Raw genomic sequence first — 25934 nt, forward strand, 5'->3', positions numbered from 1 at the left:
CGCTTGGCAGCAGGAGCGGCGCCATGACCCATCGCGATCAGCTCGACGACCTGGAGGCAGCCGGCCGCTTGCGCCGCTTCGTACCGCGGACGGGCGCCGATTTCTCTTCCAACGACTACCTCGGTCTCGCCAACTCGCCCCGCCTGCGCGACGCCGTCCTCGATGCGCTGCTGAGCGGCGTGGCGATCGGCTCGGGCGGCTCGCGGCTCTTGCGCGGCAACGATCCCGAGCACGAGCGGCTCGAGGCCGAGGCGGCGGCGTTCTTCGGCTCGGAGAGCGCGCTTTACTGGTCGAGCGGGTTCGCGGCCAACGAGACGCTGTTCGCCACCTTGCCGCAGCGCGGCGATCTCGTGGTCCACGACGCGCTGATCCACGCCAGCACCCACGAGGGCCTGCGCTGCGGCCGGGCCGAGCGGGCGGCGGCACAGCATAACGACGTCGATGCCTTCGCCGATGCCATCCTCCAGTGGCGCACGGGCGGCGGCAAGGGCCGCGCGTGGATCGCGGTTGAAAGCCTCTATTCGATGGACGGCGACCGCGCGCCGCTCGGCGAGTTGGCGGCGCTGGCGGACGAGCAGGATGCATTCCTGGTCATCGACGAGGCGCATGCGGTTGGCGTGTTCGGTCCCAACGGACGCGGCCTCGCCGCGCACCTCGACGGGCTCGAGAACGTCGTGGTCTTGCGCACGTGCGGCAAGGCGCTCGGCGTCGAGGGCGCGCTGCTGTGCCTGCCGCGCCTGTTCCGCGACTTCCTGGTCAATCGGGGACGCGGGTTCATCTTCTCGACCGCCCCGTCGCCGCTGATGGCGCGAGCGGTGGGCGAGGCCTTGCGCATCCTCGCCGACGAGCCGGAACGGCGCGAGGCCTTGCAGCAGCGCGTTCGCCTGGCCGAGCAAGCGCTCGGCGAAGCGGGCGTGCCGGCGAGCGGATCGCAGATCATTCCAGTGATCCTCGGCGACGACACGCGGGCCATGCGCGTCGCCGGAATGCTCCAGGAGAGCGGTTACGACGTGCGCGGGATTCGCCCGCCGACGGTTCCGGCGGGCACCTCGCGGCTGCGCATTTCGGTGACGCTCAACGCCGGCGAAAATGACATTCGCGGCCTCGGCGAAGCGCTGCAAGCGGCGATGCGCGCGGCATGAGGCTGGTCGTCAGCGGCACCGACACCGGCATTGGCAAGACCGTGCTCGCCGCCGCCATCGCCATGGCGACGGGCTCGGCCTACTGGAAGCCGATCCAGGCGGGCCTAGACGACGAGACCGACAGCGAGCGCGTCGCGGCGCTTGGCGTGCGCGCGCTGCCCGAAGCGTACCGCCTGAGCGCCCCCTGCTCGCCGCACTGGGCCGCGGAGATGGACGGCATTCGCATCGAGGACGCCGAACTGGCGCTTCCGCCAGGCGAGGATCGCCTGGTCGTCGAAGGCGCCGGCGGCGTGCTCGTGCCGATCCGCGACGACCTGTCGTTCGCCGACCTCTTCGCCCGCTGGAACCTGCCGGTGGTGCTGGCGGCGCGCACCGCGCTGGGGACGATCAACCACACGCTGCTGTCCATCGAAGCGCTGCGGGCGCGAGGGGTGCCGATCCACGGCGTCGCCTTCATCGGCGAGGCGGTCGAGAACACCGAGGCGACCATTGCCCGTGTCGGCCAAGTCAAACGGCTCGGGCGGTTGCCGATGCTGCCCGAGGTCACCGCCGACGCGCTGCTCGCCGCGTTCGGGGCCGCGTTCGACCCGGACGACTTCGTTTGAGCGGTTCGCCCATCTGGCATCCGTTCACCCAGCATGGGCTGGGAGAGCCGATCCCCCTCGTCGCGCGGGGCGAGGGCGCGGCGCTGTTCACCGCCGACGGGGAGCGGGTCATCGACGCGATCTCTTCGTGGTGGGTGACGACGCACGGGCATTGCCATCCGCGGATCATGGCCGCCATCGCAAGCCAGGCGGAGAAGCTCGACCAGGTCATCTTCGCCGGGTGGACGCACGAGCCGGCCGAGGAGGTCGCGCGGGGTCTTCTCGGGATCATGCCGCCGGCGCTGACGCGGGTGTTCTTCTCGGACTCCGGCTCGACGAGCGTCGAGGTCGCACTCAAGATGGCGCTCGGCTTCTGGCGCAACCGCGGCGAGGAGCGGCACCGCATCCTCGTGCTCGAGCATGGCTATCACGGCGACACCGTGGGCGGAATGTCGGTCGGCGCGCGCGGGGTGTTCAACCAGGCGTACGCGCCGCTGCTGTTCGACGTCGGCACGATTCCCTTCCCGGGCGACGACCCGCAGCCGAGCTACGACGCGCTCGAGGCCGCGTGCGCCGCCGGGGCGGCGGCGTTCATCCTCGAGCCGCTGGTGCTCGGGGCGGCGGGCATGCTGATGTACCCGCCGGCGGTGCTCGCCGAGTTCGCCGCGATCTGCCGCCGCCACGGTGTGCTGCTGATTGCCGATGAGGTGATGACCGGCTGGGGCCGCACCGGCACCCTTCTCGCCTGCGAGCAGGCCGGGGTGGTGCCGGACATCCTGTGCCTCTCGAAGGGCCTCACGGGTGGCGCCGTCCCGCTGGCGGTGACGCTGGCGAGCGAGCCGATCTACCAGGCGCACTTGTCGCCCGACCGCGCGCGCATGTTCTTCCATTCGTCGAGCTACACCGCCAACCCGCTCGCCTGCGCCGCGGCCGCGGCGAACCTGACGATCTGGCGCGAGGAACCGGTGCTCGAACGGGTCGCCTTGCTCGCCGACCGGCAGGCGGGGCAGCTGGCGCGAATGGCCGCCAGCTCGATCGTGGAGAACCCGCGCCAGCTCGGCACGATCACCGCCTTCGAGGTCCGCGCGCCGGTTTCCGGCTACCTCTCGGACTTCGCGCCAAGGCTGATGGCCTTCTGCCGCGAACGCGGCGTCCTGCTGCGCCCCCTCGGCAACACGGTCTACGTCATGCCGCCCTATTGCGTCGGCGAAGCCGACCTCGACACGATCTATTCGACCATAGAAGCGGGTATCGCCAGCCTCAGCTGACGCGCGGCTCCATGCGTTTGGCCACCGCCACGAGCAGCGCGATCAGCAGTGGCACCAGCACCAGCGACAGCACCACTTTCGCCAGCGCCTGACCGAGGATCAGGTTGCCGATCGGCCGCTCGCCGTAGAACGACACGGTGATGAAGATCAGCGTGTCGATGATCTGGCTGACCATCGCGGCGACGGCTCCGGCAACCACCGTGATGCTGCCGGCGCGAGCCAGCCGGCTGAAGATCAGCACGTTGAGCGTCATCGACACGCCGTAGGCGATGATCCCGGCGATCATCAGCCGCACGCCCTGGCCGAGCACGATCGGGAAAGCCGCTTTGGCGGGCTCGTACATGCCCGGATCGGTCGGCAGCTGGATGACGAACCAGGTCAGGAGGATCGCGGTGACCAGCGGCACGAAACCGAAGCGCACCAACCGGTCGGCGGTGGCCTTGCCGTAGAGCCGCGCGACGCTGCTCGAAATCGCCACCAGCAGCAGGAACGGCAGGATGCCGGCCTCGACCGCGAGCGGGCCGAGCGCCACCTGCTTCGAGCCGAGCACACCGGCGATGCAGGTCATCCCGCCGTAGAGCAGGCTGAGCGCGAAGAGTGGCAGAGGAATGGGCGGAAGGTTGGCGTCGGCGTCCATCGTCACTGGCTATGGGCGAACGCACGAAAAGAAAAGCGGGAGGAAACGATTTTACCCTTTGACCTTCTCGCGCCGACGGGGCGATGTGGCAGCGCAGGACGGGTAAGGGGTCGGGATCATGCCGCTCATCGTGGTCAATCTTTTCGGGATCGTGGCCATTCTCGCCATCGCCGTGGCGCTGTCGAAGCGGCGGCGGAAAATCCGTCTGCGCGTGGTCGCCCCGGCTTTCGCGCTGCAGGCGGTGATCGCCTTCATCGTGCTCTACACGCCGTGGGGCCGGGCGGGGATCCAGGGCATGGCCAACGGCGTCGCGGCGCTGCTCTCCTATGCCACCGCCGGTACCGAGTTCCTCTTCGGGGCGAGCGCGGCCAACCCGCTGGCGGGCTCGTTCGCGCTCGGCGCGCTCCCGGTGATCATCTTCTTCGCCTCGCTGGTGTCGATCCTCTACTATCTCGGGATCATGCAGCTGGTGGTGCGCTGGGTCGGCGGCGCGATCGGCTGGATCACCGGGATCAGCCGGGTCGAATCACTCGGCGCGGCGGCCAACATCTTCGTCGGCCAGTCGGAAAGCCCGCTGGTCGTGCGGCCCTACCTCGCCGCACTGCCGCCGTCGGGGATCTTTACCCTGATGACGGTCGGCATGGCCGGAGTCGCCGGGACGATCCTCGCCGCATACGCCGGCCTGCTCGGCGCCAGGTACCTGCCCTACCTGCTTGCCGCAGCCTTCATGTCGGCGCCGGGCGGGGTGCTGATGGCCAAGATCATCATGCCCGACGACGAGGACGAGCCGGAGCCTGCGGGCGAGAACATCGTCCTGCCACACGGCCGGGTCAGCGCCGAGGGCCCGGCGGCGATCACCGAGGGCGGCAAGCCGCACGAGGTTGCCGTGGCCGAGGGGGAGGAACAGCGCGCGGCGAACGTGATCGAGGCAGCCGCGCAAGGGGCGCAGACGGGTGTCCGGCTGGCGGTCGCGGTGGGGGCGATGGTGCTGGCGTTCGTCGCCCTCGTAGCGCTCGCCAATGGACTGCTGGGCTGGGCTGGCGGGCTCTTCGGCTACCCGGCGCTGTCGTTCCAGGGCGTGCTCGGCACGCTCTTTGCTCCGGTGATGTACCTGCTCGGCGTCCCTTGGCAGGAGGCGCAGCAGGCCGGCGGGCTGTTCGGCACCAAGATCGTGCTCAATGAATTCGTCGCCTTCATCGATCTCGGCAAGATGGGGCCGGAGGTGCTCAGCGACCGCAGCCGCGCGATCATTACCTTCGCGCTGTGCGGCTTCGCCAACTTCAGCTCGATCGCGATCCAGCTGGCGGTGACCGGCGGCCTGGCGCCGAATCAGCGGCCGGTGATCGCGCGACTCGGGCTGCGCGCGCTCGCCGCCGGATCGCTGTCGAATCTGATGAGCGCCGCGCTCGCGGGTTTGTTTCTGTCGCTCTGACGGCGCTCCGCGCAACAGTGTTGCAAGCCGCGGCGTGGCAAAAATGCCGCACTGCAGCAGAACTTTAGACAGGTACGCTCGGCTGGCGCGGAACAGTTGCGAACGTTGGCTATGAAACCCGCAGAAATCCGCCGTTTTTGCGTCCTCAGTCGCGCGCACGCCTGGCCCGAGCATACGGTGGGAATGTCACTATTCCGTCACGTACCGAGTGCTTAGGACTGGCCGAAGGGGCGCATCCACCAACTCATGTTGGCCGATTCGCCCAGCCAGAACTGAGGGATCACCAGACATGAAAACCACGCTTCTTCGCAGCAGCGCGCTGATCGCGCTGGCTCTTCCAGCCGTCGCGCATGCGCAGTCGACCGGCACCGTGAACTTTGAGGAAAAAGAGATCGTCGTCACCGGCTCGGCCACCGCGCAGGGCGTCGAGGGTGTGCAGGTGCCCGATACCTCCAAGGCGAAGGAAGTGCTCACGCAAGAGCAGCTCGCGCACAACGCAGCCGGCCAGACGGTGCTCGACAGCATCAACATCATTCCCGGCGTGACCTTCACCAACAACGATGCCTACGGCACCTCGGGCGGCCAGCTCAGCATCCGCGGGTTCTCGGCCGACCGCATCAGCCTGACCTTCGACGGCGTTCCCCTGAACGATTCGGGCAACTACGCGATCTACTCCAACCAGCAGCTCGATCCCGAACTGATCGAGCAGGTCAACGTCAACCTCGGGACGACCGACGTCGACAGCCCGACCGCGGCCGCGACCGGCTCGACGGTCAACTACCGCACGCGGCTTCCTGCGAAGGACTTCGGCGTCCGCGCGGTCGGCTCGGTCGGCGAAGACAATTTCTGGCGCGTCTTCGGCATGGTCGACACCGGCGAGTTCACTTCGATCGGCACGCGCGCTTTCGTCGCCGCCAGCCATTCGCAATACGACAATCCGTACAACAACTACGGCAAGCTCAACAAAGAGCAGTACAACGCCCGCATTTATCAACCGATCGGCGAAAATGGCGATTTCATCTCGATCGCCGGCCACTACAACGTCAACCGCAACAACTTCTTCGGCTCGCTGCCGCTGCGCACCGATCTGACGCAAAGCGCGACGAACTCTGCTCCCCGCATCGTCGGCGGGCAGTCGGGCAACCGTTTCCCGCTCGACAACGATGAACGCCATTACGACATCAATTTCCCATGCACGATGGCCGTCGGGACGCCTGGCGTTGCCGACAAGGTGGCTCCGGCTCCCGCCGCGCCGACCGCGGGCGGAAGCTGCGGCACGGAGTTCGATCGCCGCTACAACCCGTCGAAAACCGGCAACATCCGCGGCTCGTCGCGCTTCACGCTGGCCGATAGCGTCACGCTGACGGTCGATCCGAGCTACCAGTACGTGAAGGCCAACGGCGGCGGCACGGTCACGGCTCGTGAAGGAACCTTCAACGCCGGCGGCAAGCAGATCACCGGTTTCATCGGCGGCTCTCCTTACTTTGGCCGCGACGTCAACGGCGACGGTGACGCGCTCGACCAGGTCACCGTTCTCGCGCCGAGCGAGACGAACACCCGCCGCATCGGGGTGATCACCAACCTGATCTGGGACATCGACTCGAACAACACCGTGCGCGTGGCCTATACCTATGACCGCGCGCGCCACCGGCAGACCGGCGAAGTCGGCTTGCTCGACGCGAACGGCGAGCCGCTCCACGTGTTCCCCGAAGTCGATCCGGAGAGCGACGTCAACGGCCGGGTATTGCAGAAGCGCGACCGGCTATCGTACGCAATCCTGCACCAGATCTCGGGCGAATATCGCGGCCGCTTCTTCGATGATGCGCTGTCGGTGACCGCCGGCATTCGCGCGCCGTTCTTCACCCGCAATCTCAACAACTATTGCGCCACCTCGAGCGCATCCGGCTTCGTCGAATGCTTCACGGATGACGCGGCAGCCCAGGCCGCCTGGCTCGCCGCCAACCCCACGCAGACTGTTCCCGGGATCGGCACCTATCCGACCCAGGGGCCGCAACATCGCGAGCTGAAGTACGACAAGGTCCTGCCTAACGTCGGCCTAGTTTATCACATCACCCAGCCGATTTCGGTTTTCGCCAACTATTCCAAGGGTCTCCAGGTGCCGGGCACGGACGCGCTCTACAACGCGTTCTACTTCCCGTTCGACACCGAGCAGGCGCGGCCTAAGCCGGAGACGACGGACAACTTCGATGCGGGTCTGCGGTATCGCTCCAGCAAGGTGCAGGCGCAACTGGTCGGCTGGTACACCAAGTACACCAATCGCCTGGCATCGGCTTACGATCCGGAGCTTGAGCGCAACGTTTACCGGAACCTTGGCGCGGTTGACAAATACGGCGTCGACGCCAGCATCGCGTACCAGCCGATCCCGCAGTTCGCGCTCTATGCCTTCGGTTCGTACATGAAGTCGAAGATCAAGGACAACGTGCAGAGCGGCACGTGCTCGAGCGCCAACGTCACCGCCAACGTCCCTGGTTGCACGGTTGCCGGCGATCCGCTGTTCGTCGCCACGGCCGGCAACCGCGAGGGTGGCGCTCCGGCATACACTTACGGTGCCCAGGCGCGCGGCTTCTTCGGACCGGTCGAAGTCGGCATCACCGGCAAGCGCACCGGCGGGCGTTACATCTACGACAGCAACCTGCCGGTCTACGGCGGGACTGCCGCAGCGCCTTACGTGATCTATCCGGCCAAGACGAACGCCTACTGGCTGGTCAACCTCGACGCCCGCCTGAACCTCGAGTTCATCGGGCTGAACGACAAGACCTACCTGCAGCTCAACGTCTACAACCTGTTCGACAAGCTCTACGTCGGCAACTACACCACGGGGCTCAACCAGGGGAACGTGCTCGGTGCCGGAGTCTTCACCGGCAATCCCGGAAGCCCGGTATTCGCCCAGATCGGCGCGCCGCGGACCATCTCGGCCTCGCTGAACGTCGGGTTCTAATCCGCGGCGACGAAAGCGGATGGATTGTCCCATCCGGCCGGAATCGAGAGGGGGATAGCGGCGCCGGCTGGCGCTGCTATCCCTTTCTTCATGCAATCGGAGCAGATCATGGTTTTCTTCGCTCGAACGGCCATCGCGCGCTTGCGTGGTGCGGCGGCCATGGCCGCGGCCGGCGCTCTTGCAGCCTGCGCGACCATCCCTTCACATGCTCCACCGGCGGCGGCGGCGAGCGAGGAAATCCAGATTCTCGCGGTCAACGATTTCCATGGCAACATCGAGGTGCCCGAGGGCACCACGACCTATTACGCCGGCGGCCAGCCGGTGAAGGCGAAGCTCGGCGGGGCCGCGCGGCTCGGGGCTACACTTGCGCATTTGCGTCAGGGCCATTCCGAAACGATCACCGTCGCCGCCGGCGATCTCGTCGGCGCGAGCCCGCTTGCCTCGGCCTATTTTCTCGACGAGCCGACGATCATGGCGCTCAATCGGATGGGCCTGGCGCTCGCCTCGGTCGGCAACCACGAATTCGACAAGGGCATCGGTGAGCTCAAGCGCATGCAGCAGGGCGGCTGTGCGGTGTTCACCCAGCGCGTGCCGTGCCGCCTCGACAAGCCCTTCGAGGGCGCAAAGTTCACCTACCTGGCCGCGAACGTGCTCGATGGCAGCGGAAAGCCGCTGTTCCCCGGCACCGCCATTCGCCAATTCGGCCCGGTCAGGATCGGCTTCATCGGGATGACGTTGAAGGACACCGGCCTGCTGACCTCGCCCGCCGCCACCAAGGGTTATCATTTCACCGACGAGGCCGAGACCGCCAACGCGCTCGCGGCGCAGCTCAAGGCGCAAGGGGCCGACGCGGTCGTTCTGCTGCTGCATCAGGGCGGACAGGTCGATCCGTTCTTCAGCCAGGACGCCTGCCCCAAGCTCGAAGGCGACATCCTGCCGATCCTCTCCCGGCTGGCGCCCGACATCCGCCTGGTGATTTCCGGCCACACGCACAAGGCGTACATCTGCGAAGTGCCCGACGCGAACGGCGCGCCCCGCCTGCTCACGAGTGGCGGGCGCTACGGCTATTTCGTGACCGACATCCGCCTGCGAATCGATCCCGCGACCGACAAGATCCTGTCGCTGAGCGCGGTCAACGATCCGGTAAGCGAAGCCGCCGGCGAAGAGGCCGACGTGAGGCAGATCGTCGACCGCTACGGCGCGGTCAGCGCCACGGTCGCCAAACGCGTCGTCGGCCGCATCACTGGCTCGCTCGCGGCCGGCGAGAACGCGCTCGACACGCCGCTGGCGCGGCTCGTGGCCGATGCGCAGCTCGCCGCGACCCGCGATCCGGCCAGGGGCGGGGCGCAGATCGGCTTCATCAACTCGGGCGGCGTGCGGGCGGGCTTCACCACCCAGCCCGATGGTTCGGTCACTTACGGGCAGATCTTCACGCTGCAGCCGTTCGGCAATACGCTCGAGGTGCTCGAGCTGACCGGCGCTGAGCTGAAGCAGACCCTCGAGCAGCAGTTCTCCGACGATCCGTCGGGCCGCTTCCGGCAATCGTTCCTGATCCCCTCGCAGGGCTTCACTTATGCCTTCGACCGCAGCGCTCCCGTTGGGCAGCGGATCGTCGCCGCGACGCTCTATGGACAACCCCTCGACCCGGCCAGGACCTACCGGATCACGGTCAACAACTTCCTCGCCAATGGCGGCGACGGGTTCTCCAACCTCGCTCGCGCGAAGTTCGTCGCCGACGGCGGAGTCGATCTCGATGCGCTCGAGGCGTTCATCGCCCGCGGTGCGACCGTCAGCCCGACGCCGCGGGTCGTCGACCGCAACCCGCCGGCGCCGCAGGGTTAGCCCCTCCGTACATTTGCGAATGCCGCGCCGCGGGCGAATCCGCGACAAGCCGATCTGCAGGTGCCCTTCCATGCCCCACCCCCCCCGCCGGGAAAGGCGCCTGCAAAGGGCCGCTCGCCAGCCGTCACTCCGTATATTTCCCAATGCCGTTGGGGACCCGTCCGCATGCACACTCGCGGTTTCGATCCTTGAGAGTTCATTCAATGCCGCAGTGGAATCTTGTCCGTCTCGAATTGGCCCGGACGCCGGAATTTCCCGGCGGCTCCGCGAGCCGGGCGTACATGCTGCGGGTGCCGCTCGATCCGGGCGGGCTGATCGACGAGGGGACGCTGGCCCGGCGCCCGGCGATGGCCACCGTGCGGCGGTTTTGGCCCAACGAACCCGACCAGACCGGCTATCTCGTCCGTAACGGCCGGGGCTGGGCATTCTCGTACGCCGTGGGCGAGGAAGACGACGAAAAGCTCTTCCATCTCGAAGCGCATCCAATGCGTGTCGGCGACTACATAACCATCACCGAACCCGACGGGACGGCTTACCCGTTCCGCGTCGTTCGCGCGCAGCCGGACGGTGTCGCCGGCGCTTAGGCTACCGCGCCTTCGCCGGAGGCGTCGGGCAAGGTGAAGTGGAACGAGGTGCCGCCGTAGGGCGAGGAGTCCGCCCAGATCCGCCCCTCGTGCGCCTCGATGATCGTCCGGCTGATCGACAGCCCGACGCCCATTCCGGCGGCCTTGGTGCTCTGGAACGGGGCGAACAGGTTCGCGGCGATCTCGGGAGCCAGGCCCGGCCCGCTGTCCGAGACGATCACCTCTGTGAAGCCCGGCTCGCGGTGGATGGTCCTTATCGTCAAACGGCCGTGCGGCAGATCCTGCATGGCCTCCACCGCGTTGCGGATCAGGTTGAGCAAGACCTGCTGAATCTGGACGCGGTCGACGAGTACCAGGTCATCCTCGCCGATCGAAACCGTCAGGTCGACCGTCTGGCTGCCGCTGCCGACGAAGGCCAGCGCGCTCGCTTCGTTGACCAGCCTGGCCAGCGAGAAGACTTGCCGCTCGGTCTCCCCGCGGGAGATGTAATCGCGCAGCCGGCGCACGATCTGTCCTGCACGGACCGCCTCCTTGGCGCATTCGTCCAGGGCTTCGCGGATCATCGAGATGGTGAGATCGCTTCGATCGTCCGCCAGCATCGTGCTGGCCGTCTCGACATAGTTGGCGATCGCCGTCAGCGGTTGGTTGAGCTCGTGGGCGATCGAGGTCGCCAGCGTTCCCATCGCGGTGACGCGAGAGACGTGCGCCAGCTCGGCCTGGACGGTGTGCAGGCGCTTCTCGTAGTCCTGCCGTTCGGTGAGATCGCGAATGAAGCCCGTGAACACGCGTTCGTCACCGATGGTGGCTTCGCCAACCGAGAGCTCCATCGGAAATGTCGTGCCGTCGCGGCGGCGTCCGGTGACCAGGCGTCCGATGCCGATGATTCGCTTCTCGCCGGTCTTGAGATAGCGCTCGAGATAACTGTCGTGCCGCTCGCGGTCGGGCGAAGGCATCAGCGTGCTGACGTTCTCGCCCACGAGCTCTGCCTCGGCAAAGCCGAACAGGCGCTCGGCCGCCTTGCTGAACGAGAGGATGTGGCCCTGCGCGTCGATGATGACCATCGCGTCGGGCACCGTCTCGAGAATTGAGCGCAGGTGCGCCGCGCTACCCATCTCGCGCAGGTCCGATGCGTGCTGGGCTGGCATGTCGTTGTTCATCCCTTCCGAACACGTTGTAACGCATGTTATGAAGACTTGCACATGCCGGTGATTTTTCCGAAGATTCGCCCGGGTATCGAAGGCGGGAGCGACGATGGCAGACAGCAAGCTGGTCCACGTGGTGGACGATGAAGACTCGATCCGCCGATCGCTCGACTTCCTGCTGCGCGCCGCCGGGTTCCGCACCGAACGGTGGGAGGACGGCGTATCCTTCCTCAAGGGCGCCGACCGGACCCAGCCCGCCTGCGTCCTTCTCGACGTGCGCATGCCCGAGATGGACGGGCTGCAGGTCCAGGCCGAGATGGCCTCGCGCGGTTACAACCTGCCGGTGATCGTGCTCACCGGTCACGGCGACATTTCGACCGCAGTGCGCGCGATGCAGGGCGGGGCGATCGACTTTCTCGAGAAGCCGTTCAATCGCGAGCGTCTGCTCGAGGCGCTGGAGGTCGGTTTTGCCCAGCTGGAAGACCGGGAGGCTGCCCGCAAGCGCGCAGATTGGGCAAAGACCGAGGTCGCCAAGCTCACCGACCGCGAGAAGGAAGTGCTCGAAGGGCTCGCCTGCGGATATCCCAACAAGACCATCGCCTACGATCTCGGCATCAGTTCGCGCACGGTCGAGGTCTATCGCGCCAACGTGATGAGCAAATTCGAGGTCAGCAACTTCGCCGACGCCTTGCGGGTGGCTTTCGCGGCTGGAATGGGTTCGGAAAAGCAGTGGCGCGAAACCTATAATGTCGGCGGGGCGAAGCCAGCGCCCCCTCAATCTAGCTGAGTTTCGCGGCGATCAGGGCATCCTGCTTGTAGGGGTCCTTCAGGTAGCGCACGCTACCGTCGGGCTGCGGGACCGCCGTCATGTAGACGACATAGACCGGCAGCGGTGCATCAAGCGCCACCCGCGTGGTCACCCGCGAGGCAACCACGGCGTCGATCCGCGCGCGGTCCCAACCGGCCTTGGCGAGCAGTTTATCGGCAAGGTCGAACGGATACTGCGTGCGGATGCAGCCATGGCTGAAAGTGCGGTCCTCACGGTCGAACAGCGCCTTGCTCGGGGTATCGTGGAGGTACACCGTGAGCGGATTGGGCATGTCGAGCTTGATCTGGCCGAGCGAGTTTCCAGGTCCTGGGCCCTGAGTGACCGAGAGGCGTCCGCCGGCGGTAGTCCAGGTATAGCCGCGGCTCCTCGCCGTCGCCGGGCGGTTGCGAACCAGGCTGCCGACGCTTTCGGCGACGATCGACTGGGGCACGTGCCACGAGGGGTTGAGGATGACCCCGGTGACCTTTGCCGAGAACTGCGGCGTCGGCTTGCCGACCTGACCGACGATGACCTTGTGGCTGTCGATAACCTGGCCGTTCTCGATCAGCCGAACCTGAAATTCGGGAATGTTCACGATCAGGTACTTGTTGCCCGGATTATGAGGAAACCAGCGCCAGTGCTCGAGCGTCGCTTCGATCTGCCGACGCTTTGCCGGGTCTGCCGCGTCGGGACCCGTGAGCGCCTTGCGCAGGGCGAGGTATTCCGAGTTCTGGGGGGCGAAGGAGTCGAGCACCCACGAGACCTGGTGCGCCGTGATCGCCATGTCGATCATCCGTGCGACCAGCATCGGGTCGAGCGAGTTGGGAGCGATGTAGTAGCGACCGCGCTGCCCCGGCGGCACATGGCCGACGGCAAGGTCTTCCGCGACCAGCCCAAAGCTTTCGGTCGCCTGCCTCTCGAGCGCGGAAGGATCGCCTGAATCGATCGCCGCGCGCAATTGGGCAGGCTCGTAATCCGCCGCGGCCAGCCCGTGGCTGTCGATCCGCTCGATGTAGGTGAGCAGCGTAGCCGCGGTCGCACGGTCCCAATGCTGCGGCGGAGGTTCCTGCGCGAAAGCCGCCACCGAGAACATCGCGACCATCCACAACATCGCGACCGCGGCAACACCGTAGAGGCAGGAAGTGGTGCGGGTGCTCGACGGCATTGTCGCGATCCTTTCGGGAGCCACCGTGGCAGAGCGCTATCTGGCGGTATCTTCGTAGATTTCCGGAAGTTGCCGACCCGAGGGTAAGCGCGACCGGCTAGCCGCCGATCGGCGGTTCGCCGGCGTTCGGATTCTTCGACCACAGGTGGCGCATCCGGCTCAGCACGCCCGCCGCGGCGTCGTCGACTTTCGCCAAATGGAAGCGATAGTCGCGCTCGGGCAGGCCCGGCTGCACACCGTCGAAGTGATAGTGGTGCGTCTCGGGCAGGCCGAACACCTCGCCCAGGTAGCGGTCGAACAGGTTGCGCAGCGATTCCAGCACGCCCTTTTCGTCGAGCCAGGCGCGCATGCTGCCGGACAAGGTGAGCGAGACGAGGTACTTGCCTTGCAGGATACTAGCCTTGTCACCTTCGCTCGCCTGTCCGCGGGTTCGGCCCGCGCCGAGCACGCGGTCGATGTAGCCGACCAGCATGGCCGGCGGCGCGCCGAACCAGACCGGATATACGAGCACGAAGACGTCGATTTCGCCGAGCGCATCCCATTCCGCGAGCACATCCGCCCGGGGGTGACCCTGGCGTTCGTCTTCGCTCAGCACGGGATCGAAGCCGAGCCGGTAGAGATCACGCACGATCGCTTCGTGGCCATGCGAACGAACCGCCTCGGCATAGCGGTTGGCGATCGCCAGCGTGAAGCTGCCCTCGGCGGGGTGGGCAGCGATGACGGCGTGCTTCAACGGCCGGTCCATAAGTGCCTCAGTGCGCTGTGAAGATAGGCAGCGGCGGGTTGGAAAACAGCTCACGAGTGACCCCGCCGAAAACCGTTTCGACCGCGCGAGCGTGGCCGTAGGCGCCGATGACGAGGTAGGCGGCACTGCGCGCCGCGGCGGCATTGACGAGCGCTTGCCCGACCGTCTGCTGACCGCGATCGATCTCGACGATCTCGCAACTGATTCCGTGGCGCGAGAGGTACTCAGCGCCATCCACGGCGGCGAACAATTCGTTCGCGTCGTCGATCCGCTCGGTGACGTTGGCGAGCGTTACCGAGGCGGCCGCTTTCAGCAGCGGGATCGAACCGCGCAGCGCGTGGCCCGCCTCCATCGAGCCGTTCCAGCCGATCACCACCGGACCGGCGACGTTCAGCGACCGCGCGCTCTCCGGCACCACCAGCAGGGGGCTGCGGCCGTGCACCGCCATGTATCCGGCGAGGCCCGACGGTCCCTTGCCGTCGCTCGCCGGATCGCGCGCGCCGAGCACGACCAGGTCGGTGAGGGTTTCCGCGCGCATCAGCAGCGGGCGGGTCGGGCCTTCCTCTTGCTGCCAGTTCCAGGTGACGTCCTCGTTGGCAAGTCGCGCGCAGATGCGGTCACGCAGCTTGTCGGCGTTTTCCTGGATCACCGGGATCAGCTCGGCGATCATCGTGCCGTAGAGATCGCCCGGAACGGAGAAGTCGAAAGCGACCGGTTGCAGGCACGTGATGTGCGAGTTGAACTCGCGCGCCAGGTCGAGCGCGACCTGCAGCCGTGCTTCCATGCAGGCGTCGTCGCTGACGTGAAGCAGTATCGAGCGCATCGTGAGAGTCCCTTCGTGCTGAATCTTCCCGAGGATGCGCCGGCGGCGGGGCTCGGTAACTCCGGAGATGTCCGGAGCGTATTCGGGTTTGACCTGGCGCAACGACGGGGGGTGCCGCCGGCGTATCATCGCCCGAGATCATGGAGGAACGCATGCTCATGACCCGCACCGACTCCACGGCCGCCCGCCGCGTGATTCCCGGCACGCCGGTGTTCGACGGAGACGCAGCGCAGAAGGGCCTCGGGCTCAACGCGATGTGCTATTCGTTCAACCAGGCCGCCAACCGCGCCGCCTTCGTCGCCGACGAGGCAGGCTATATGGACCGCTTCGCGTTGACAGACCCGCAGCGCGAGGCGGTCCGCCAGCGCGACGTGCCGGGGATGATCGCCGCCGGCGGCAACGTCTACTACCTGGCCAAGCTCGCCGGCATCCTCGGTCTCAACGTCCAGGACCTCGGCGCGCTGCAGACCGGCCTGCCGATCGAGGAATTCAAGGCCGCGCTGCTGGCGCACGGCGTGACCGAGAGGAGCGTGGCACCATGAGCGAGATCGTCGGCGGCATCTTCACCAGCCACGTGCCGGGAATCGGCGCGGCCATTGCCAAGGGGCTGCAACAGGACCCGTACTGGAAGCCGTTCTTCGACGGTTTCGTGCCGGTCCACCAGTTCCTCGAGCGCGAGAAGCCCGACGTCGCGGTGGTGTTCTACAACGACCACGGACTCAACTTCTTCCTCGACAAGATGCCGACCTTCGCGATCGGCGCCGCGGCCGATTACCGTCACGAGGACGAGGGCTGGGGCATCGGCGGCTTCAAGCCGTTCGTCGGGCATCCGGCCCTGTCATGGCACATCATCGAGCAGGTCGTCGGCGACGAATTCGATCCCGTCACCTGCCAGTCGATGCTGGTCGACCACGGGGTCTGCGTGCCGTTCGAGCTGTGCTGGCCCGATGCCAAGGCCTGGCCGGTCAAGCTGGTGCCGATCTGCATCAATACCGTACAGCATCCGCTGCCGAGTCCGAAACGAGCGCTGGCGCTCGGCCGGTCGGTGGGGAAGGCGCTGGAAAGCTGGCCGGGCGACGAGAAGATCGTCGTGCTCGGCACCGGCGGCCTGTCGCACCAGCTCGACGGTGAGCGCGCCGGGCACATCAATGTTGATTACGACAAGTTCTGCCTGCGCAACATCGTCGCCGATCCCGAGGCGCTGACCCAGCACGACACACTCGACATCGTCGAACTGGCCGGCAGTCAGGGAGTCGAGATCCTCAACTGGCTGGCGGCGCGCGGGGCGCTCACCGGCTCGGTCCGCGAGCTGGCGCACAACTACCACGTGCCGATCTCGAACACCGCGGCGGCGACGCTGCTGGTCGAGAACCACGCGACCGTTCACGCCTGAGGAGGCACAGCCATGGTCCACTTCCCGAAAGAACCGCTTTATGCCGACGTGCTGCGCTTGGGCCGCATAGAGGGCGACATCGCCGATCTCGAGATCGACGGCGAAGTTCCGGCGGGCATGGACGGCGCCTTCTACCGCGTGCATCCCGATCCTCAGTTCGCCCCCCGGAAGCCGGGCGACCAGTTCTTCAACGGCGACGGCATGGTGACGATGTTCCGGGTGAAAGACGGTCGGATCGCTTTCAAGCAGCGCTACGCCAAGACCGACAAGTGGAAGCTCGAGAACGCCGCCGGCAAGGCGCTGTTCGGCTCGTACCGCAATCCGCTGACCGACGACCCCGCTGTCGCCGGCGAGCATCGCGGCACCGCCAACACCAACGTGCTCGTGTTCAATGACGAGCTCCTCGCGATGAAGGAGGATAGCCCCTGCCTCATCATGGACAAGCTGACGCTCGATACCGAGGGATACACCGACTGGGACGGCGAGCTGACCCTGCGCACGTTCGGCGCGCATCCGAAGATCGACCCCGCGACCGGCAACCTGTGCAACATCAGCTATGCTGCCAAGGGAAGCCTCAGCCGCGACGCGACCTACTTCGAGATTTCGCCGGAGGGGCACGTGGTGCGGCGAGCCGAGTTCGAGGTGCCATACTATACGATGCTGCACGACTTCAGCATCGCCGGGGACTGCATCGTCATCCCGGTCTCACCCTACAGCTCCGACCTGAGCGTGCTCGAGCAGGACCGGCCGCATTTTTACTACGACCGCGCACTGCCCTCGTACCTCGGGGTCATGCGGCGCGACAGCGACGGCAGCGACATGCGCTGGTTCAAGCAGGAACCGGGCGTGTGCAGCTGCCACGTGATGAACGCCTACCAGGACGGCTCGAAAGTCCACCTCGACACTCCGGTCTCGAAGATCGGCAGCCTGCCGTTCTTCCCCGAACGCGACGGCACGCCGTTCGACCCGCACCTGGCGATGACCGAGCTGTCGCGCTTCACGGTCGACCTCAAGTCGAACAGCGACACCGTCGAGAGCATCGAGAAGCTGGGTCAGGCGCCGGGCGAGTTCCCGCGGATCGACGACCGCATGGCCGGCAAGCCCTACCGCCACGGCTGGATGATCACTTACGACCTCGAAAAGCCCTACAACGGGCCGCCGGGACCATTCGCCGGAGTGATCAACACGCTGACCCATTTCGACCTCTCCACCCGCGAGGAGCAAAGCTGGTGGTGCGGGCCGAATGGTTCGCTGCAGGAACCCTGTTTCATCCCGCGCTCGGCCGACGCGCCCGAGGGCGATGGCTGGATCGTCGCGCTGGTCGACGATCATGTGTCGAACTATTCGGACCTATGCATCTTCGACGCGCTCGATGTGGCGAAAGGGCCGATCGCGCGCGCCAAGCTGCCGGTCCGGCTGCGCCAGGGCCTGCACGGAAACTGGGCCGACGCGGGCAAACTGGCCGCCTGACTAGCCGATCAAGGCGTTGGCCAACCCCATCGTCGCCAGGACCTGTATGGCCATGGCCACGGTGACGCCCGCAGCGAAGGCGGCGAGCACCCGCCGCACGCTGCGCCGTGAGGCGCGAGCGGGCTTGGGCGAGGGGACGATGTCGGCCTTGCCGGCAAACGTCCGCGCAACCGCGGTCAGGTGCAGCAGCAGCCAGATACCGGTGCCGAGGGCGACGACGATCGCAACGCCGTAAACGGTCTCGAATATCCACAGCGGCATGGCGCACCTCGCGGGCAAAAAGATTTGACCCAATCACGCTTGGGCCGCAGGTCGGTTCCCGTCGTTCGTTCTACGAACCAACATGGGATAATTCTGGCGATTTCACTATGCTAATCGGTTAGTGCACTGGGATCGAGACCGTGCCGATCGAGCCTTACACCGCCGAGCTGAAGCGGCGCGGCGAATGCTGGCGGTAGGGATCGAACGCCGCGGCGATGCTGCGGGCGTAGGCCAGGGCGTGGTCGGCGATGACCAGGAACTCTCCTTCCACCGCGCACAGCCCGGTCTCGGCATAAGGCGCGAGCCGATCCCACGCCTCGTCGAGCATTGGCCGGCAAACCTTTGCCCGGCCTCGGCACAACAGTTCCTCGATCACCGCGCCGCGGCGGCGGTCGTCGGCGCTGCGCGCCTTGCCGAGCGCGATCGGCAGGCGGTCCTGCGACAGCAGCATGCGGTAGCGGCCGGCGTTCTTCTCGTTTTGCGCCAGTAGCGTCGGGAAGCTACCGATCGCCGAGGCACCGAGGCCGAGCAGCACCGGCGCGCCATCGTCGGTGAAGCCCTGGAAGTTGCGGTGCAGCCCCCCGCCGAGCGCTGCTTGCCCGAGCGGGTCGCCCGGTAAAGCGAAGTGATCGAAGCCGACCGGGACATAGCCGCTTTCGAGCAACTGCCTGAAGCCCATCTCGGCCATCCGGAAGCGCTCTTCCGGCCCTGGCAGCGCACTCCCATCGATGCGCTTCTGGCGGGCGATCAGGTGCGGCACATGGGCATATCCGAACAGCGCGATGCGGTCGGCCCCGAACGCCGAAGCGAGATCGAGCGTGGAGGCGAGGTGGTCCCGCGTCTGGCCGGGCAGGCCGTACATCAGATCGAAGTTCATCGACGTGACGCCGGCCTTGCGCAGCAGTTCTACCCCATGCTCGATCATGCAGAGCGGCTGCACCCGGCCGATCGCTTCCTGCAACGGTGGGCTGAACGTCTGCACGCCCATGCTCGCACGGGTCGCGCCGATTGCGCGCAGCACCGGGCTCCACTCGGCGCCTAGCGTTCGCGGGTCGAGCTCGATCGACACAACCGGATCCTCGAGCGGGAAGTGCAGCACCAGTTCATCGAACAGGCGGATGAAGTCGACCGGATTGAGCGCGTTCGGGCTACCTCCGCCGAAGGCGATGCGGCGGACTCGCGCGCTCGCCGGCAGTTGCGCGGCGACCAGGGCGATCTCGCGGTGAAGCGCGTCGAGATAGGTCGCCAGTCGATGCGCCTTGTTGGCCGCAGCGGTGTTGCACCCGCAGTACCAGCAGATCTTCTCGCAGAACGGGATGTGGACGTAGAGCGAAACATCGCCGGTCGCGGTGGAGATGGCGTCGGCATAGGTGCCGGCGTCAGCCCCGGGGCCGAATTCGGCCGCGGTCGGGAAGCTGGTGTAGCGCGGAACCGGTGTCGCCAGCAGGTCGGGATGATAGGGCCACATGCCAGCCTGCATCGCAGGCGCGGCTCAGAGGGTCATTGCTTTGGGTCAATCCGCCTGCGCTTGGCCCCGCTGCGGCAGCCCTTGGCGCAGCAGCAGGGGGTCGCGGGCTGCGGGCCCCTTCCCAGCGGCACCGTCATGCTGCCGCCGTTGCAGAGGGCAACAACCAACGCCCCGACGGCCGACAATTGCGGCGTGCCTTCGGAGGGAGCCGTCATCGCCGGGATCAGCGCGGCGGCGGCAAACAGGAGACCGGCCGGGCTCATTCGTCGTCCTCGATCAGGATGCGCGCGGCGTTGCCTTCAGGATCCTCGAACTGGCCATTGCGGAGCGCCCAGAAGAACGCCGCGAGGCCAAGCCCGCCGATCGCCAGCGCGGCAGGGATGAGCAGGAGAAGGATGGTCATTTCGCCGCCCTCGCCAGACGCAGCGAATTGGCGACGACGATCAGCGAGCTCGCCGACATCGCCACGGCGGCGACCAGCGGCGTGACCAAGCCGGCGATCGCCAGCGGCACGGCCAGCACGTTGTAACCGATCGCCAGCGCAAAATTCTGCTGCACCACCGCCGTCGTACGCCGGGCGGCGCGGACGGCACGGGGCAACGCGATCAGCGATTCCTGCACGAACACCAGGTCGGCGGCCTGCAAACCGACATCGCTCGCCGATCCCGGCGCCATCGAGGCGTCGGCGGCGGCGAGCGCGGGCCCGTCGTTAAGGCCGTCGCCGACCACCAGCACCTTGCGTCCGCTCGCGCGCAGCCGGGCGACGAGCGCCTGCTTGTCGGCCGGCCGGGCATTGGCCTGCGCGGTCAGGCCGGTGGCGAGCGCGATCTCTCCGACCGCACCAGGGCGGTCTCCCGAGAGGATCGAGCATTCGACGCCAAGCTGCCGCAGTTGCGCCAGCGCGGAAACCGCATCGGGACGCAGGCGGTCGCTGAAGGGGATGAGTCGCACTGGCCTGCCTTCGATGGTGAGCGCGGCGGCTATTGCCTCACCGCCGCCCAGCGGCCGGCTGAGCGAGACTTCGTGGCCATGCCAGCGGGCGAACACCCCTTCGCCTGCGCGCTCGGCGACGTCGCTCAGGGGCGCCGCGGCGATGTTTCGTCTCGCCAACGCCGCGGCGAGCGCGCGCGACAATGGATGCGAGCTGTGGGACGCGAGAGCGAGGGCAATCGCCGCCTCGTCAGTGGCCAGCGCCAGCAGCGCCGCGGAATCGGGCAGCGGCTTGCCCTGCGTCAACGTGCCGGTCTTGTCGAGCAGCGCGCGGTCGACGGTAGCGAGTCGCTCGAGCGCGGAACCATCCTTGACCATGATCCCGGCGCGCATGAGCGATCCGCTCGCGACCACTTGCGCCACGGGTACGGCGAGCCCCAGCGCGCAGGGGCAGGTGATGATCAGGACTGCCACGCCGGTCACCAGCGCCTGGTAGAGGGTTGCGCCGGAGAGCAGCCACCCGACAACCGTGAGCGCCGCCAGCGAATGCACCGCGGGCGCGTAAAGCCGGGCGGCGCGATCGGCGATGCGCACGTAACGCGAGCGGTTCTGGGTGCTCGCCTCCATCAGCCGGGCGATTTCCGCGAGGGTCGTGTCATGCCCGGCATGGCTCACGCGCACGTCGATGGGAGCGTCGAGGTTGAGCGTGCCGGCGAGCGCCTGGTCGCCCGTGTGCAGCGGCACTGGCGCGCTTTCGCCGGTCAGCAGCGACTGATCGAAGCGGCTGGCGCCCGAGACGATTTCGCCGTCGGCAGCAAGCCGCTCGCCGGCGGCGACGCGCATCACCGTGCCCGGCACGAGCTTGATCGCGTCAACCCAAGCGAGCGTGCCGTCCGCTCCGACTACCATCGCCCCTTGCGCCGCCTGGCTCAGCAGCGCGTCGACTCCGGCGCGGGCACGGTCGCGCATCATGGCGTCGAGCACGCGGCCGACAAGCAGGAAGGTGAGCAGCATCAGCGCGCCGTCGAACCACGCGTGCTCGCCGTGGCGGCCCGTCTCGTAGAGGCTGAGTCCGGTGGCGATGAGCACGCCGAGGCTGATCGGCACGTCCATGTTGGTCCGCCCGCGGCGCACCGCCTGCCACGCCGACTTGAAGAACGGCCGCCCGGCGAAGGCGATCGCCGGAACGCCGATGCCGGCGCTGATCCAGTGGAACATGTCGCGGGTCGAGCCTTCGGCGCCCGACCACACGCTGACCGACAGCAGCATCACGTTCATCGCCGCGAAACCGGCGACGGCCAGCGGGGCGAGCAAGGGGCGCGCGGCGGACAGGCGCGGGGCCAGCTCGTCGCGCCGCGCCTGTGCTTCGTAACCGAGTTCGGCGAGCGCATGGACGAGATCGTGGGCCTCGAGCGATAGGTCGTGCTCGACCGTCACAGTCCGCGCCGACAGGTTGACCCGGGCGGAGGCAATGCCAGGCATCACGCCGAGCCCGCGTTCGATCTTGCTCATGCAGCCGGCGCAATGGATCGACGGCACGGCGAGCACGGTGCGCTCGAAGGCGGGGGCCGGCTTGCGCAGCGCGGTCATTGCAGCCGCTCTTCGCGGCGCCAGACGTGCTCATTGGCGGCGAGGGTCAGGCGAACGTCCCAGCGTCCTTCCGGAAGCGCCTGGCGCGACAGGAATTGGCCGTTGGCGACGCGATCGAAGGTCAGCGCGCGGTCGGGCAGCCGGCCGAGCGGGTGGCGCGCCATGGCCTTGATGGCCACTCCAGCCGGCGCGCCGTGCACCGCAATGACGACACGGCCGTCGGGGCGCCAGGTGGTGACTTCGTCCCAGCCGAGCGCCTTTTCGCTCTTCGCCTCGTCGAGCCAGCGGTTGAAGCCCTGGCTGGCGACGTACGAATTCTCGACCACCACGCCGCCGAAGGTCGAACTGGCGTAGCGGGCGTTGAGCAGGTTGACCGCGATCACCAGTCCGAAAAAGCCGACCAGGATCGCCGCCATGTGCCGGCCGGTGAAAGTGCGCTGCATCATTCGTCTCCCGGAGCGCTGAAGTGGGTCGTGGTTTCGGCCATCTCGACTTGCTCATCGAGCGAGGTGACGTCGAACTCGAACTCCTGCCCCGGCGTGTTCGGCGGCGCGATCACGTAGACCCGCAAGGATGCGGTGGAATCCGCGGGGACGCCGGTCTTCAGCGCGCGCGAGGCATCCTCGCGTCCGATTTCGTCGGACCACATCGTCGCCCCGGGCAGGCCTCCGAGGGCGATGCGGAGCTGGCGCGGGCGGCTCTCCATGTTGCGCAACTTGAGGGTGTAGGAATTGCGCACGCTGCCGTCGCTCATCAGCATGTACGGTGGATTGCGATCGGGCGCGGCCGACAGGGCGGTGTGGCTGCGGTTGCCGAGCGCGAAGAGCATCGCGAGGCCGATCGCGCCCCAGACGGTGAAGTAGGCGACCGTCCGCGGGCGCAGCAGCGCCTTCCACGCCGGGCGTGGGGCGCCGCCGGCCTTCTCGCGCTCGGCGTCCTCGAGCGTGATGTAATCGATCAGCCCGCGGGGGCGTCCGATCTCGCCCATGACCTTGTCGCACGCGTCGATGCACAGCGCGCAAGTGATGCAGCCGATCTGGGGGCCCTCGCGGATGTCGATCCCGGTCGGGCACACGGCGACGCACATATTGCAGTCGATGCAATCGCCGAAGGCCTTGGGGTCCTTCTGCGCCTTCTTGAAGCTGCCGCGCGGCTCGCCGCGCCAGTCCTTGTACGTGACGGTGAGCGACTTCTCGTCCATCATCGCGCTCTGGATGCGCGGCCAGGGGCACATGTAGATGCACACCTGCTCGCGCATGAAGCCGCCGAGGATAAAGGTCGTCGCCGTCAGGACAGCCACCGTGATGTAGGCCGCGGCGACGGCGTGGCCGGTCCAGAAATCGTGCGTCAGCGTAGGCGCGTCGGCGAAATACATGATCCACGCGCCGCCGGTCCAGAAGCCGATGACGAGGTAGATCGTCCACTTGAGCGCGCGGCGGGCGATCTTCTTCGGCCCCCACGGGGCAGCGTCGAGCCGCATCCGCGCGTTGCGGTCGCCATCGATGAAGCGATCGACGTGCTGGTAGAGGTCGGTCCACACCGTCTGCGGGCACGAATAGCCGCACCATGCGCGGCCGACCGCGCTGGTCACCAGGAACAGCCCGATCCCGGCCATGATCAGCAGGCCGGCGACGAAGTAGAACTCCTGCGGCCAGATCTCGATGCCGAACATGTAGAATCGGCGATGGGCGAGATCGACCAGCACGGCCTGGTTGGGCGCGTAGGGGCCGCGATCCCAGCGGATCCACGGCGTGCCGTAATAGATCGCCAGGGTGACGGCCATGATCAGCCACTTGAAGCGGCGGAAAGGACCGTCGATCCGCTTGTTGTGAACCGTCTTGTGCTTTTCGTAGAACGAGACGTCGATGGTGTCAGGGTGCCGCATCGGTCTTCGCCGCCGGAGCGACCTCCACGAAGTCCTCGCCACCGCCCAGCGAGTGGACGTAGGCGGCAAGCATCTTGATAGTCACGGGATCGAGCCGTCCGCCCCATGCCGGCATCGCGCCGTGCCGGGGGTTGGTGACCTGGGCGGCGATGTCGTCCCTGGTTCCGCCGTAGAGCCAGATCGCATCGGCGAGGTTCGGCGCGCCGACCGTGCGGTTGCCGGTGCCGGCGGCGCCGTGGCAGACCGCGCAATTCTGCGCGAACAACTGTGCGCCGGCCGCGTTGTCGCGCGCCTTGCCGCTCAAGCTGAGCACGTGGCTCGCGACCTGGTCGATCTGCGCCGAGGTCAGAATGCCGGTTCCGAATGCCGGCATCTGGCTCTGGTGCGTTTGAGCGTCGCCCGGCTGGCGCGCGCCGTGCGTGATCGTGTACTCGATCGCCTTGAGATCGCCGCCCCACAGCCAGTCGTCGTCGTTGAGGTTAGGATAACCCTTCGAACCCGCCGCGCCGGCGCCGTGGCACTGCACGCAATTGACCTTGAACGCCGCGCGTCCGCCGGTCACCGCCGCGCGCATCAGCGCCGTGTTGTCCGGCAGCTTCTCGACCGGGACTGCACCGATGGCCGCAAGCATCGGCTTCAGCGCGGCCTGATGCTCGTCCATTTCGTGGGCCAGCTGACCGCGGCTGGACCAGCCGAGCACGCCTTCGGTCCCCTTGTGGAACATCGGCACGGCGGGATAGGCGATCACGTATCCGACGGCGAAGACTATGGTGATGTAGAAGGTCCATAGCCACCAACGCGGCATCGGCGTGTCGAGCTCCTCGATGCCGTCCCACTCGTGGCCGACCGTTTGCGTGCCGGTCGCTTCGTCGATGCGCTTATTGGCCATCGTTATCGTCCTTGAAGATCATGTGGGCCGCGGCGTCGTTGCGCTCGCGGTTGCCGCGCCGGAACGGCCACAGCACGCAGGCGACGAACACCAACAGCATGGCCAGCAGCGCCCAGCTGTCGGCGAAGTGGCGCAGCGCGTCGTAAGTCGAATGCGCGCTCACCGGCCGGTTTCCTTGGCGAGGTCTTCCTGCGCGGCGGCGGCGTTCACGTCGACCAGCGTGCCGAGCACCTGCAGATAGGCGACGAGGGCATCCATCTCGGTCAGGCGGCTCGGGTTGCCGTCGAAATCGCGCTGCTGCGCCTTGGGGTAGCGCTTCATCAGGTCGGCCGCGTCCGCCATCGGATCGGCTTGCGCCTTCATGTCGAGCACCGCCTGGGCGATGTCCTTCTTCGAGTAAGGCACGCCGACGTCGCGCAGCGCCTGCAGCTTGGCCGAGCCGTCAGTGAGATCGAGGTCCGTTTCAGCGAGGAACTTGTAAGTCGGCATGACGCTTTCCGGCACCACCGAGCGCGGGTCCCTGAGGTGCTGCACGTGCCAGGCGTCCGAGTAGCGGCCGCCGACGCGGGCGAGGTCCGGCCCGGTGCGCTTGGAGCCCCACTGGAACGGGTGATCGTACATGCTCTCTGCGGCGAGGCTGTAGTGGCCATAGCGCTCGGTCTCGTCGCGGAACGGACGGATCATCTGGCTGTGGCAGACGTAGCAGCCTTCGCGGACGTAGATGTCGCGCCCCGCTTGCTCGAGGGGCGTGTACGGCCGCATCCCCTGGACCTTCTCGATCGTGTTATCGATCCAGAAGAGAGGGGCGATCTCCACCGCGCCGCCGATGGCAACGGCGATGAAGGCGAAGACAGCGAGCAAGGTGACATTGCGCTCGAGCTTCTTGTGCTGTTCGGTAAACTTCATGTCTCGGGTTT

26 protein-coding genes are annotated in these 25934 nt (G+C 67.1%); 11 read left to right on the forward strand and 15 right to left on the reverse strand.

Going from position 1 to position 25934, the window contains the following annotated elements:
- Nucleotides 1-23 precede the first annotated feature (23 nt).
- The 3 genes from G7B69_RS10460 to G7B69_RS10470 are packed head-to-tail and all read left to right on the forward strand — an operon-like array spanning nt 24 to nt 2994.
- The gene (locus G7B69_RS10460; RefSeq protein WP_166178968.1) at nt 24-1142 is read left to right on the forward strand and encodes an 8-amino-7-oxononanoate synthase; all 1119 of its coding nucleotides are present in this window, start codon (nt 24-26) and stop codon (nt 1140-1142) included.
- Entirely contained in the window at nt 1139-1747 is a 609-nt protein-coding gene (gene bioD, locus G7B69_RS16825) for a dethiobiotin synthase (protein ID WP_166178970.1), read from the forward strand. Before G7B69_RS10460 ends, bioD begins: the two co-directional genes overlap by 4 nt.
- The gene (locus G7B69_RS10470; protein ID WP_166178972.1) at nt 1744-2994 is read left to right on the forward strand and encodes an adenosylmethionine--8-amino-7-oxononanoate transaminase; all 1251 of its coding nucleotides are present in this window, start codon (nt 1744-1746) and stop codon (nt 2992-2994) included. Before bioD ends, G7B69_RS10470 begins: the two co-directional genes overlap by 4 nt.
- On the opposite strand, the gene G7B69_RS10475 is transcribed toward G7B69_RS10470, so the two are convergent.
- Nucleotides 2987-3631: a queuosine precursor transporter gene (locus G7B69_RS10475; protein ID WP_166178974.1), complete on the reverse strand. Its 645-nt coding sequence runs from the start codon at nt 3629-3631 to the stop codon at nt 2987-2989. The genes G7B69_RS10470 and G7B69_RS10475 overlap by 8 nt on opposite strands.
- 118 nt (nt 3632-3749) lie before the next feature.
- Here G7B69_RS10475 and G7B69_RS10480 point away from each other — a divergent pair, with 118 nt between their 5' ends.
- The 4 genes from G7B69_RS10480 (at nt 3750) to G7B69_RS10495 (ending at nt 10448) form a co-directional block, all read left to right on the forward strand.
- Entirely contained in the window at nt 3750-5063 is a 1314-nt protein-coding gene (locus tag G7B69_RS10480) for a NupC/NupG family nucleoside CNT transporter (RefSeq protein ID WP_166178976.1), read from the forward strand.
- 289 nt (nt 5064-5352) lie between these two features.
- A complete protein-coding gene (locus G7B69_RS10485) occupies nt 5353-8022 on the forward strand; it encodes a TonB-dependent receptor (protein WP_166178978.1) in 2670 nt (889 codons plus the stop codon).
- A 90-nt stretch (nt 8023-8112) separates the two neighbouring features.
- On the forward strand, nt 8113-9864 hold the full coding sequence (locus G7B69_RS10490) for a bifunctional metallophosphatase/5'-nucleotidase (RefSeq protein ID WP_166178980.1): 1752 nt from the start codon (nt 8113-8115) through the stop codon (nt 9862-9864).
- A gap of 203 nt (nt 9865-10067) precedes the next feature.
- Complete coding sequence (locus G7B69_RS10495; RefSeq protein WP_166178982.1) at nt 10068-10448, forward strand: hypothetical protein; 381 nt, start codon at nt 10068-10070, stop codon at nt 10446-10448.
- Here the strand turns inward: G7B69_RS10495 and G7B69_RS10500 are convergent.
- Entirely contained in the window at nt 10445-11593 is a 1149-nt protein-coding gene (locus tag G7B69_RS10500; protein WP_166178984.1) for a two-component system sensor histidine kinase NtrB, read from the reverse strand. The genes G7B69_RS10495 and G7B69_RS10500 overlap by 4 nt on opposite strands.
- 106 nt (nt 11594-11699) lie before the next feature.
- Here G7B69_RS10500 and G7B69_RS10505 point away from each other — a divergent pair, with 106 nt between their 5' ends.
- Nucleotides 11700-12377, forward strand: coding sequence for a response regulator transcription factor (locus G7B69_RS10505; RefSeq protein WP_166178986.1), 678 nt, complete (start codon nt 11700-11702; stop codon nt 12375-12377).
- Here G7B69_RS10505 and G7B69_RS10510 read toward each other — a convergent pair.
- From G7B69_RS10510 to G7B69_RS10520, 3 genes are all read right to left on the reverse strand, one after another.
- Nucleotides 12370-13563: a L,D-transpeptidase family protein gene (locus G7B69_RS10510; RefSeq protein ID WP_166178988.1), complete on the reverse strand. Its 1194-nt coding sequence runs from the start codon at nt 13561-13563 to the stop codon at nt 12370-12372. The two genes, G7B69_RS10505 and G7B69_RS10510, sit on opposite strands and share 8 nt — an antisense overlap.
- A gap of 97 nt (nt 13564-13660) precedes the next feature.
- Complete coding sequence (locus tag G7B69_RS10515) at nt 13661-14296, reverse strand: NAD(P)H-dependent oxidoreductase (RefSeq protein ID WP_166178990.1); 636 nt, start codon at nt 14294-14296, stop codon at nt 13661-13663.
- Nucleotides 14297-14315: 19 nt separating this feature from the next.
- A complete protein-coding gene (locus G7B69_RS10520; protein WP_166178992.1) occupies nt 14316-15131 on the reverse strand; it encodes a universal stress protein in 816 nt (271 codons plus the stop codon).
- A 158-nt stretch (nt 15132-15289) separates the two neighbouring features.
- Between G7B69_RS10520 and G7B69_RS10525 the strand changes: the two genes are divergently transcribed.
- The 3 genes from G7B69_RS10525 to G7B69_RS10535 are packed head-to-tail and all read left to right on the forward strand — an operon-like array spanning nt 15290 to nt 17994.
- Nucleotides 15290-15673, forward strand: coding sequence for a protocatechuate 4,5-dioxygenase subunit alpha (locus tag G7B69_RS10525; RefSeq protein ID WP_243415118.1), 384 nt, complete (start codon nt 15290-15292; stop codon nt 15671-15673).
- Nucleotides 15670-16524 carry a class III extradiol dioxygenase family protein gene (locus G7B69_RS10530; RefSeq protein ID WP_166178996.1) on the forward strand — a complete coding sequence of 285 codons (855 nt, stop codon included), beginning with the start codon at nt 15670-15672 and terminating at the stop codon, nt 16522-16524. The genes G7B69_RS10525 and G7B69_RS10530 overlap by 4 nt, the downstream gene beginning before the upstream one ends.
- A gap of 12 nt (nt 16525-16536) precedes the next feature.
- The gene (locus G7B69_RS10535; RefSeq protein ID WP_166178998.1) at nt 16537-17994 is read left to right on the forward strand and encodes a lignostilbene-alpha,beta-dioxygenase; all 1458 of its coding nucleotides are present in this window, start codon (nt 16537-16539) and stop codon (nt 17992-17994) included.
- On the opposite strand, the gene G7B69_RS10540 is transcribed toward G7B69_RS10535, so the two are convergent.
- The 10 genes from G7B69_RS10540 to ccoO form a co-directional block, all read right to left on the reverse strand.
- Nucleotides 17995-18255 carry a hypothetical protein gene (locus G7B69_RS10540; protein WP_166179000.1) on the reverse strand — a complete coding sequence of 87 codons (261 nt, stop codon included), beginning with the start codon at nt 18253-18255 and terminating at the stop codon, nt 17995-17997. It lies immediately after the preceding gene.
- Nucleotides 18256-18409: 154 nt separating this feature from the next.
- Nucleotides 18410-19723, reverse strand: coding sequence for an oxygen-independent coproporphyrinogen III oxidase (gene hemN, locus G7B69_RS10545; protein WP_166179190.1), 1314 nt, complete (start codon nt 19721-19723; stop codon nt 18410-18412).
- A 32-nt stretch (nt 19724-19755) separates the two neighbouring features.
- Nucleotides 19756-19986 carry a hypothetical protein gene (locus G7B69_RS10550; protein ID WP_166179002.1) on the reverse strand — a complete coding sequence of 77 codons (231 nt, stop codon included), beginning with the start codon at nt 19984-19986 and terminating at the stop codon, nt 19756-19758.
- Nucleotides 19983-20126, reverse strand: coding sequence for a cbb3-type cytochrome oxidase assembly protein CcoS (gene ccoS / locus G7B69_RS10555; RefSeq protein WP_166179004.1), 144 nt, complete (start codon nt 20124-20126; stop codon nt 19983-19985). The genes G7B69_RS10550 and ccoS overlap by 4 nt, the downstream gene beginning before the upstream one ends.
- Nucleotides 20123-22243 (reverse strand): heavy metal translocating P-type ATPase, encoded by a 2121-nt coding sequence (locus tag G7B69_RS10560; RefSeq protein WP_166179006.1) that lies wholly within the window; start codon nt 22241-22243, stop codon nt 20123-20125. The genes ccoS and G7B69_RS10560 overlap by 4 nt, the downstream gene beginning before the upstream one ends.
- Entirely contained in the window at nt 22240-22689 is a 450-nt protein-coding gene (locus tag G7B69_RS10565; protein WP_243415119.1) for a FixH family protein, read from the reverse strand. Before G7B69_RS10565 ends, G7B69_RS10560 begins: the two co-directional genes overlap by 4 nt.
- Nucleotides 22686-24128, reverse strand: coding sequence for a cytochrome c oxidase accessory protein CcoG (ccoG, locus tag G7B69_RS10570; RefSeq protein WP_166179008.1), 1443 nt, complete (start codon nt 24126-24128; stop codon nt 22686-22688). Before ccoG ends, G7B69_RS10565 begins: the two co-directional genes overlap by 4 nt.
- Nucleotides 24115-25017, reverse strand: a complete 903-nt coding sequence (gene ccoP / locus G7B69_RS10575) for a cytochrome-c oxidase, cbb3-type subunit III (protein ID WP_166179010.1) — start codon at nt 25015-25017, stop codon at nt 24115-24117. The genes ccoG and ccoP overlap by 14 nt, the downstream gene beginning before the upstream one ends.
- Nucleotides 25007-25180 (reverse strand): cbb3-type cytochrome c oxidase subunit 3, encoded by a 174-nt coding sequence (locus G7B69_RS10580; protein ID WP_166179012.1) that lies wholly within the window; start codon nt 25178-25180, stop codon nt 25007-25009. Before G7B69_RS10580 ends, ccoP begins: the two co-directional genes overlap by 11 nt.
- Nucleotides 25177-25923, reverse strand: a complete 747-nt coding sequence (ccoO, locus tag G7B69_RS10585; protein WP_166179014.1) for a cytochrome-c oxidase, cbb3-type subunit II — start codon at nt 25921-25923, stop codon at nt 25177-25179. Before ccoO ends, G7B69_RS10580 begins: the two co-directional genes overlap by 4 nt.
- Nucleotides 25924-25934: the final 11 nt, after the last annotated feature.

The sequence above is a fragment of the Croceibacterium segetis genome, from assembly GCF_011320115.1.
Lineage (GTDB): Bacteria > Pseudomonadota > Alphaproteobacteria > Sphingomonadales > Sphingomonadaceae > Croceibacterium_B > Croceibacterium_B segetis.

Bases quoted from the DNA above. Each gene is read 5' to 3' on its own strand.
- G7B69_RS10460 (WP_166178968.1), top strand. From the start codon at position 24: ATGACCCATCGCGATCAGCTCGACGACCTGGAGGCAGCCGGCCGCTTG.
- bioD (WP_166178970.1), top strand. From the start codon at position 1,139: ATGAGGCTGGTCGTCAGCGGCACCGACACCGGCATTGGCAAGACCGTG.
- G7B69_RS10475 (WP_166178974.1), bottom strand. From the start codon at position 3,631: ATGGACGCCGACGCCAACCTTCCGCCCATTCCTCTGCCACTCTTCGCG.
- G7B69_RS10480 (WP_166178976.1), top strand. From the start codon at position 3,750: ATGCCGCTCATCGTGGTCAATCTTTTCGGGATCGTGGCCATTCTCGCC.
- G7B69_RS10485 (WP_166178978.1), top strand. From the start codon at position 5,353: ATGAAAACCACGCTTCTTCGCAGCAGCGCGCTGATCGCGCTGGCTCTT.
- G7B69_RS10490 (WP_166178980.1), top strand. From the start codon at position 8,113: ATGCAATCGGAGCAGATCATGGTTTTCTTCGCTCGAACGGCCATCGCG.
- G7B69_RS10495 (WP_166178982.1), top strand. From the start codon at position 10,068: ATGCCGCAGTGGAATCTTGTCCGTCTCGAATTGGCCCGGACGCCGGAA.
- G7B69_RS10500 (WP_166178984.1), bottom strand. From the start codon at position 11,593: ATGCCAGCCCAGCACGCATCGGACCTGCGCGAGATGGGTAGCGCGGCG.
- G7B69_RS10505 (WP_166178986.1), top strand. From the start codon at position 11,700: ATGGCAGACAGCAAGCTGGTCCACGTGGTGGACGATGAAGACTCGATC.
- G7B69_RS10510 (WP_166178988.1), bottom strand. From the start codon at position 13,563: ATGCCGTCGAGCACCCGCACCACTTCCTGCCTCTACGGTGTTGCCGCG.
- G7B69_RS10520 (WP_166178992.1), bottom strand. From the start codon at position 15,131: ATGCGCTCGATACTGCTTCACGTCAGCGACGACGCCTGCATGGAAGCA.
- G7B69_RS10525 (WP_243415118.1), top strand. From the start codon at position 15,290: ATGACCCGCACCGACTCCACGGCCGCCCGCCGCGTGATTCCCGGCACG.
- G7B69_RS10530 (WP_166178996.1), top strand. From the start codon at position 15,670: ATGAGCGAGATCGTCGGCGGCATCTTCACCAGCCACGTGCCGGGAATC.
- G7B69_RS10535 (WP_166178998.1), top strand. From the start codon at position 16,537: ATGGTCCACTTCCCGAAAGAACCGCTTTATGCCGACGTGCTGCGCTTG.
- G7B69_RS10540 (WP_166179000.1), bottom strand. From the start codon at position 18,255: ATGCCGCTGTGGATATTCGAGACCGTTTACGGCGTTGCGATCGTCGTC.
- hemN (WP_166179190.1), bottom strand. From the start codon at position 19,723: ATGTGGCCCTATCATCCCGACCTGCTGGCGACACCGGTTCCGCGCTAC.
- G7B69_RS10550 (WP_166179002.1), bottom strand. From the start codon at position 19,986: ATGAGCCCGGCCGGTCTCCTGTTTGCCGCCGCCGCGCTGATCCCGGCG.
- ccoS (WP_166179004.1), bottom strand. From the start codon at position 20,126: ATGACCATCCTTCTCCTGCTCATCCCTGCCGCGCTGGCGATCGGCGGG.
- G7B69_RS10560 (WP_166179006.1), bottom strand. From the start codon at position 22,243: ATGACCGCGCTGCGCAAGCCGGCCCCCGCCTTCGAGCGCACCGTGCTC.
- G7B69_RS10565 (WP_243415119.1), bottom strand. From the start codon at position 22,689: ATGATGCAGCGCACTTTCACCGGCCGGCACATGGCGGCGATCCTGGTC.
- ccoG (WP_166179008.1), bottom strand. From the start codon at position 24,128: ATGCGGCACCCTGACACCATCGACGTCTCGTTCTACGAAAAGCACAAG.
- ccoP (WP_166179010.1), bottom strand. From the start codon at position 25,017: ATGGCCAATAAGCGCATCGACGAAGCGACCGGCACGCAAACGGTCGGC.
- ccoO (WP_166179014.1), bottom strand. From the start codon at position 25,923: ATGAAGTTTACCGAACAGCACAAGAAGCTCGAGCGCAATGTCACCTTG.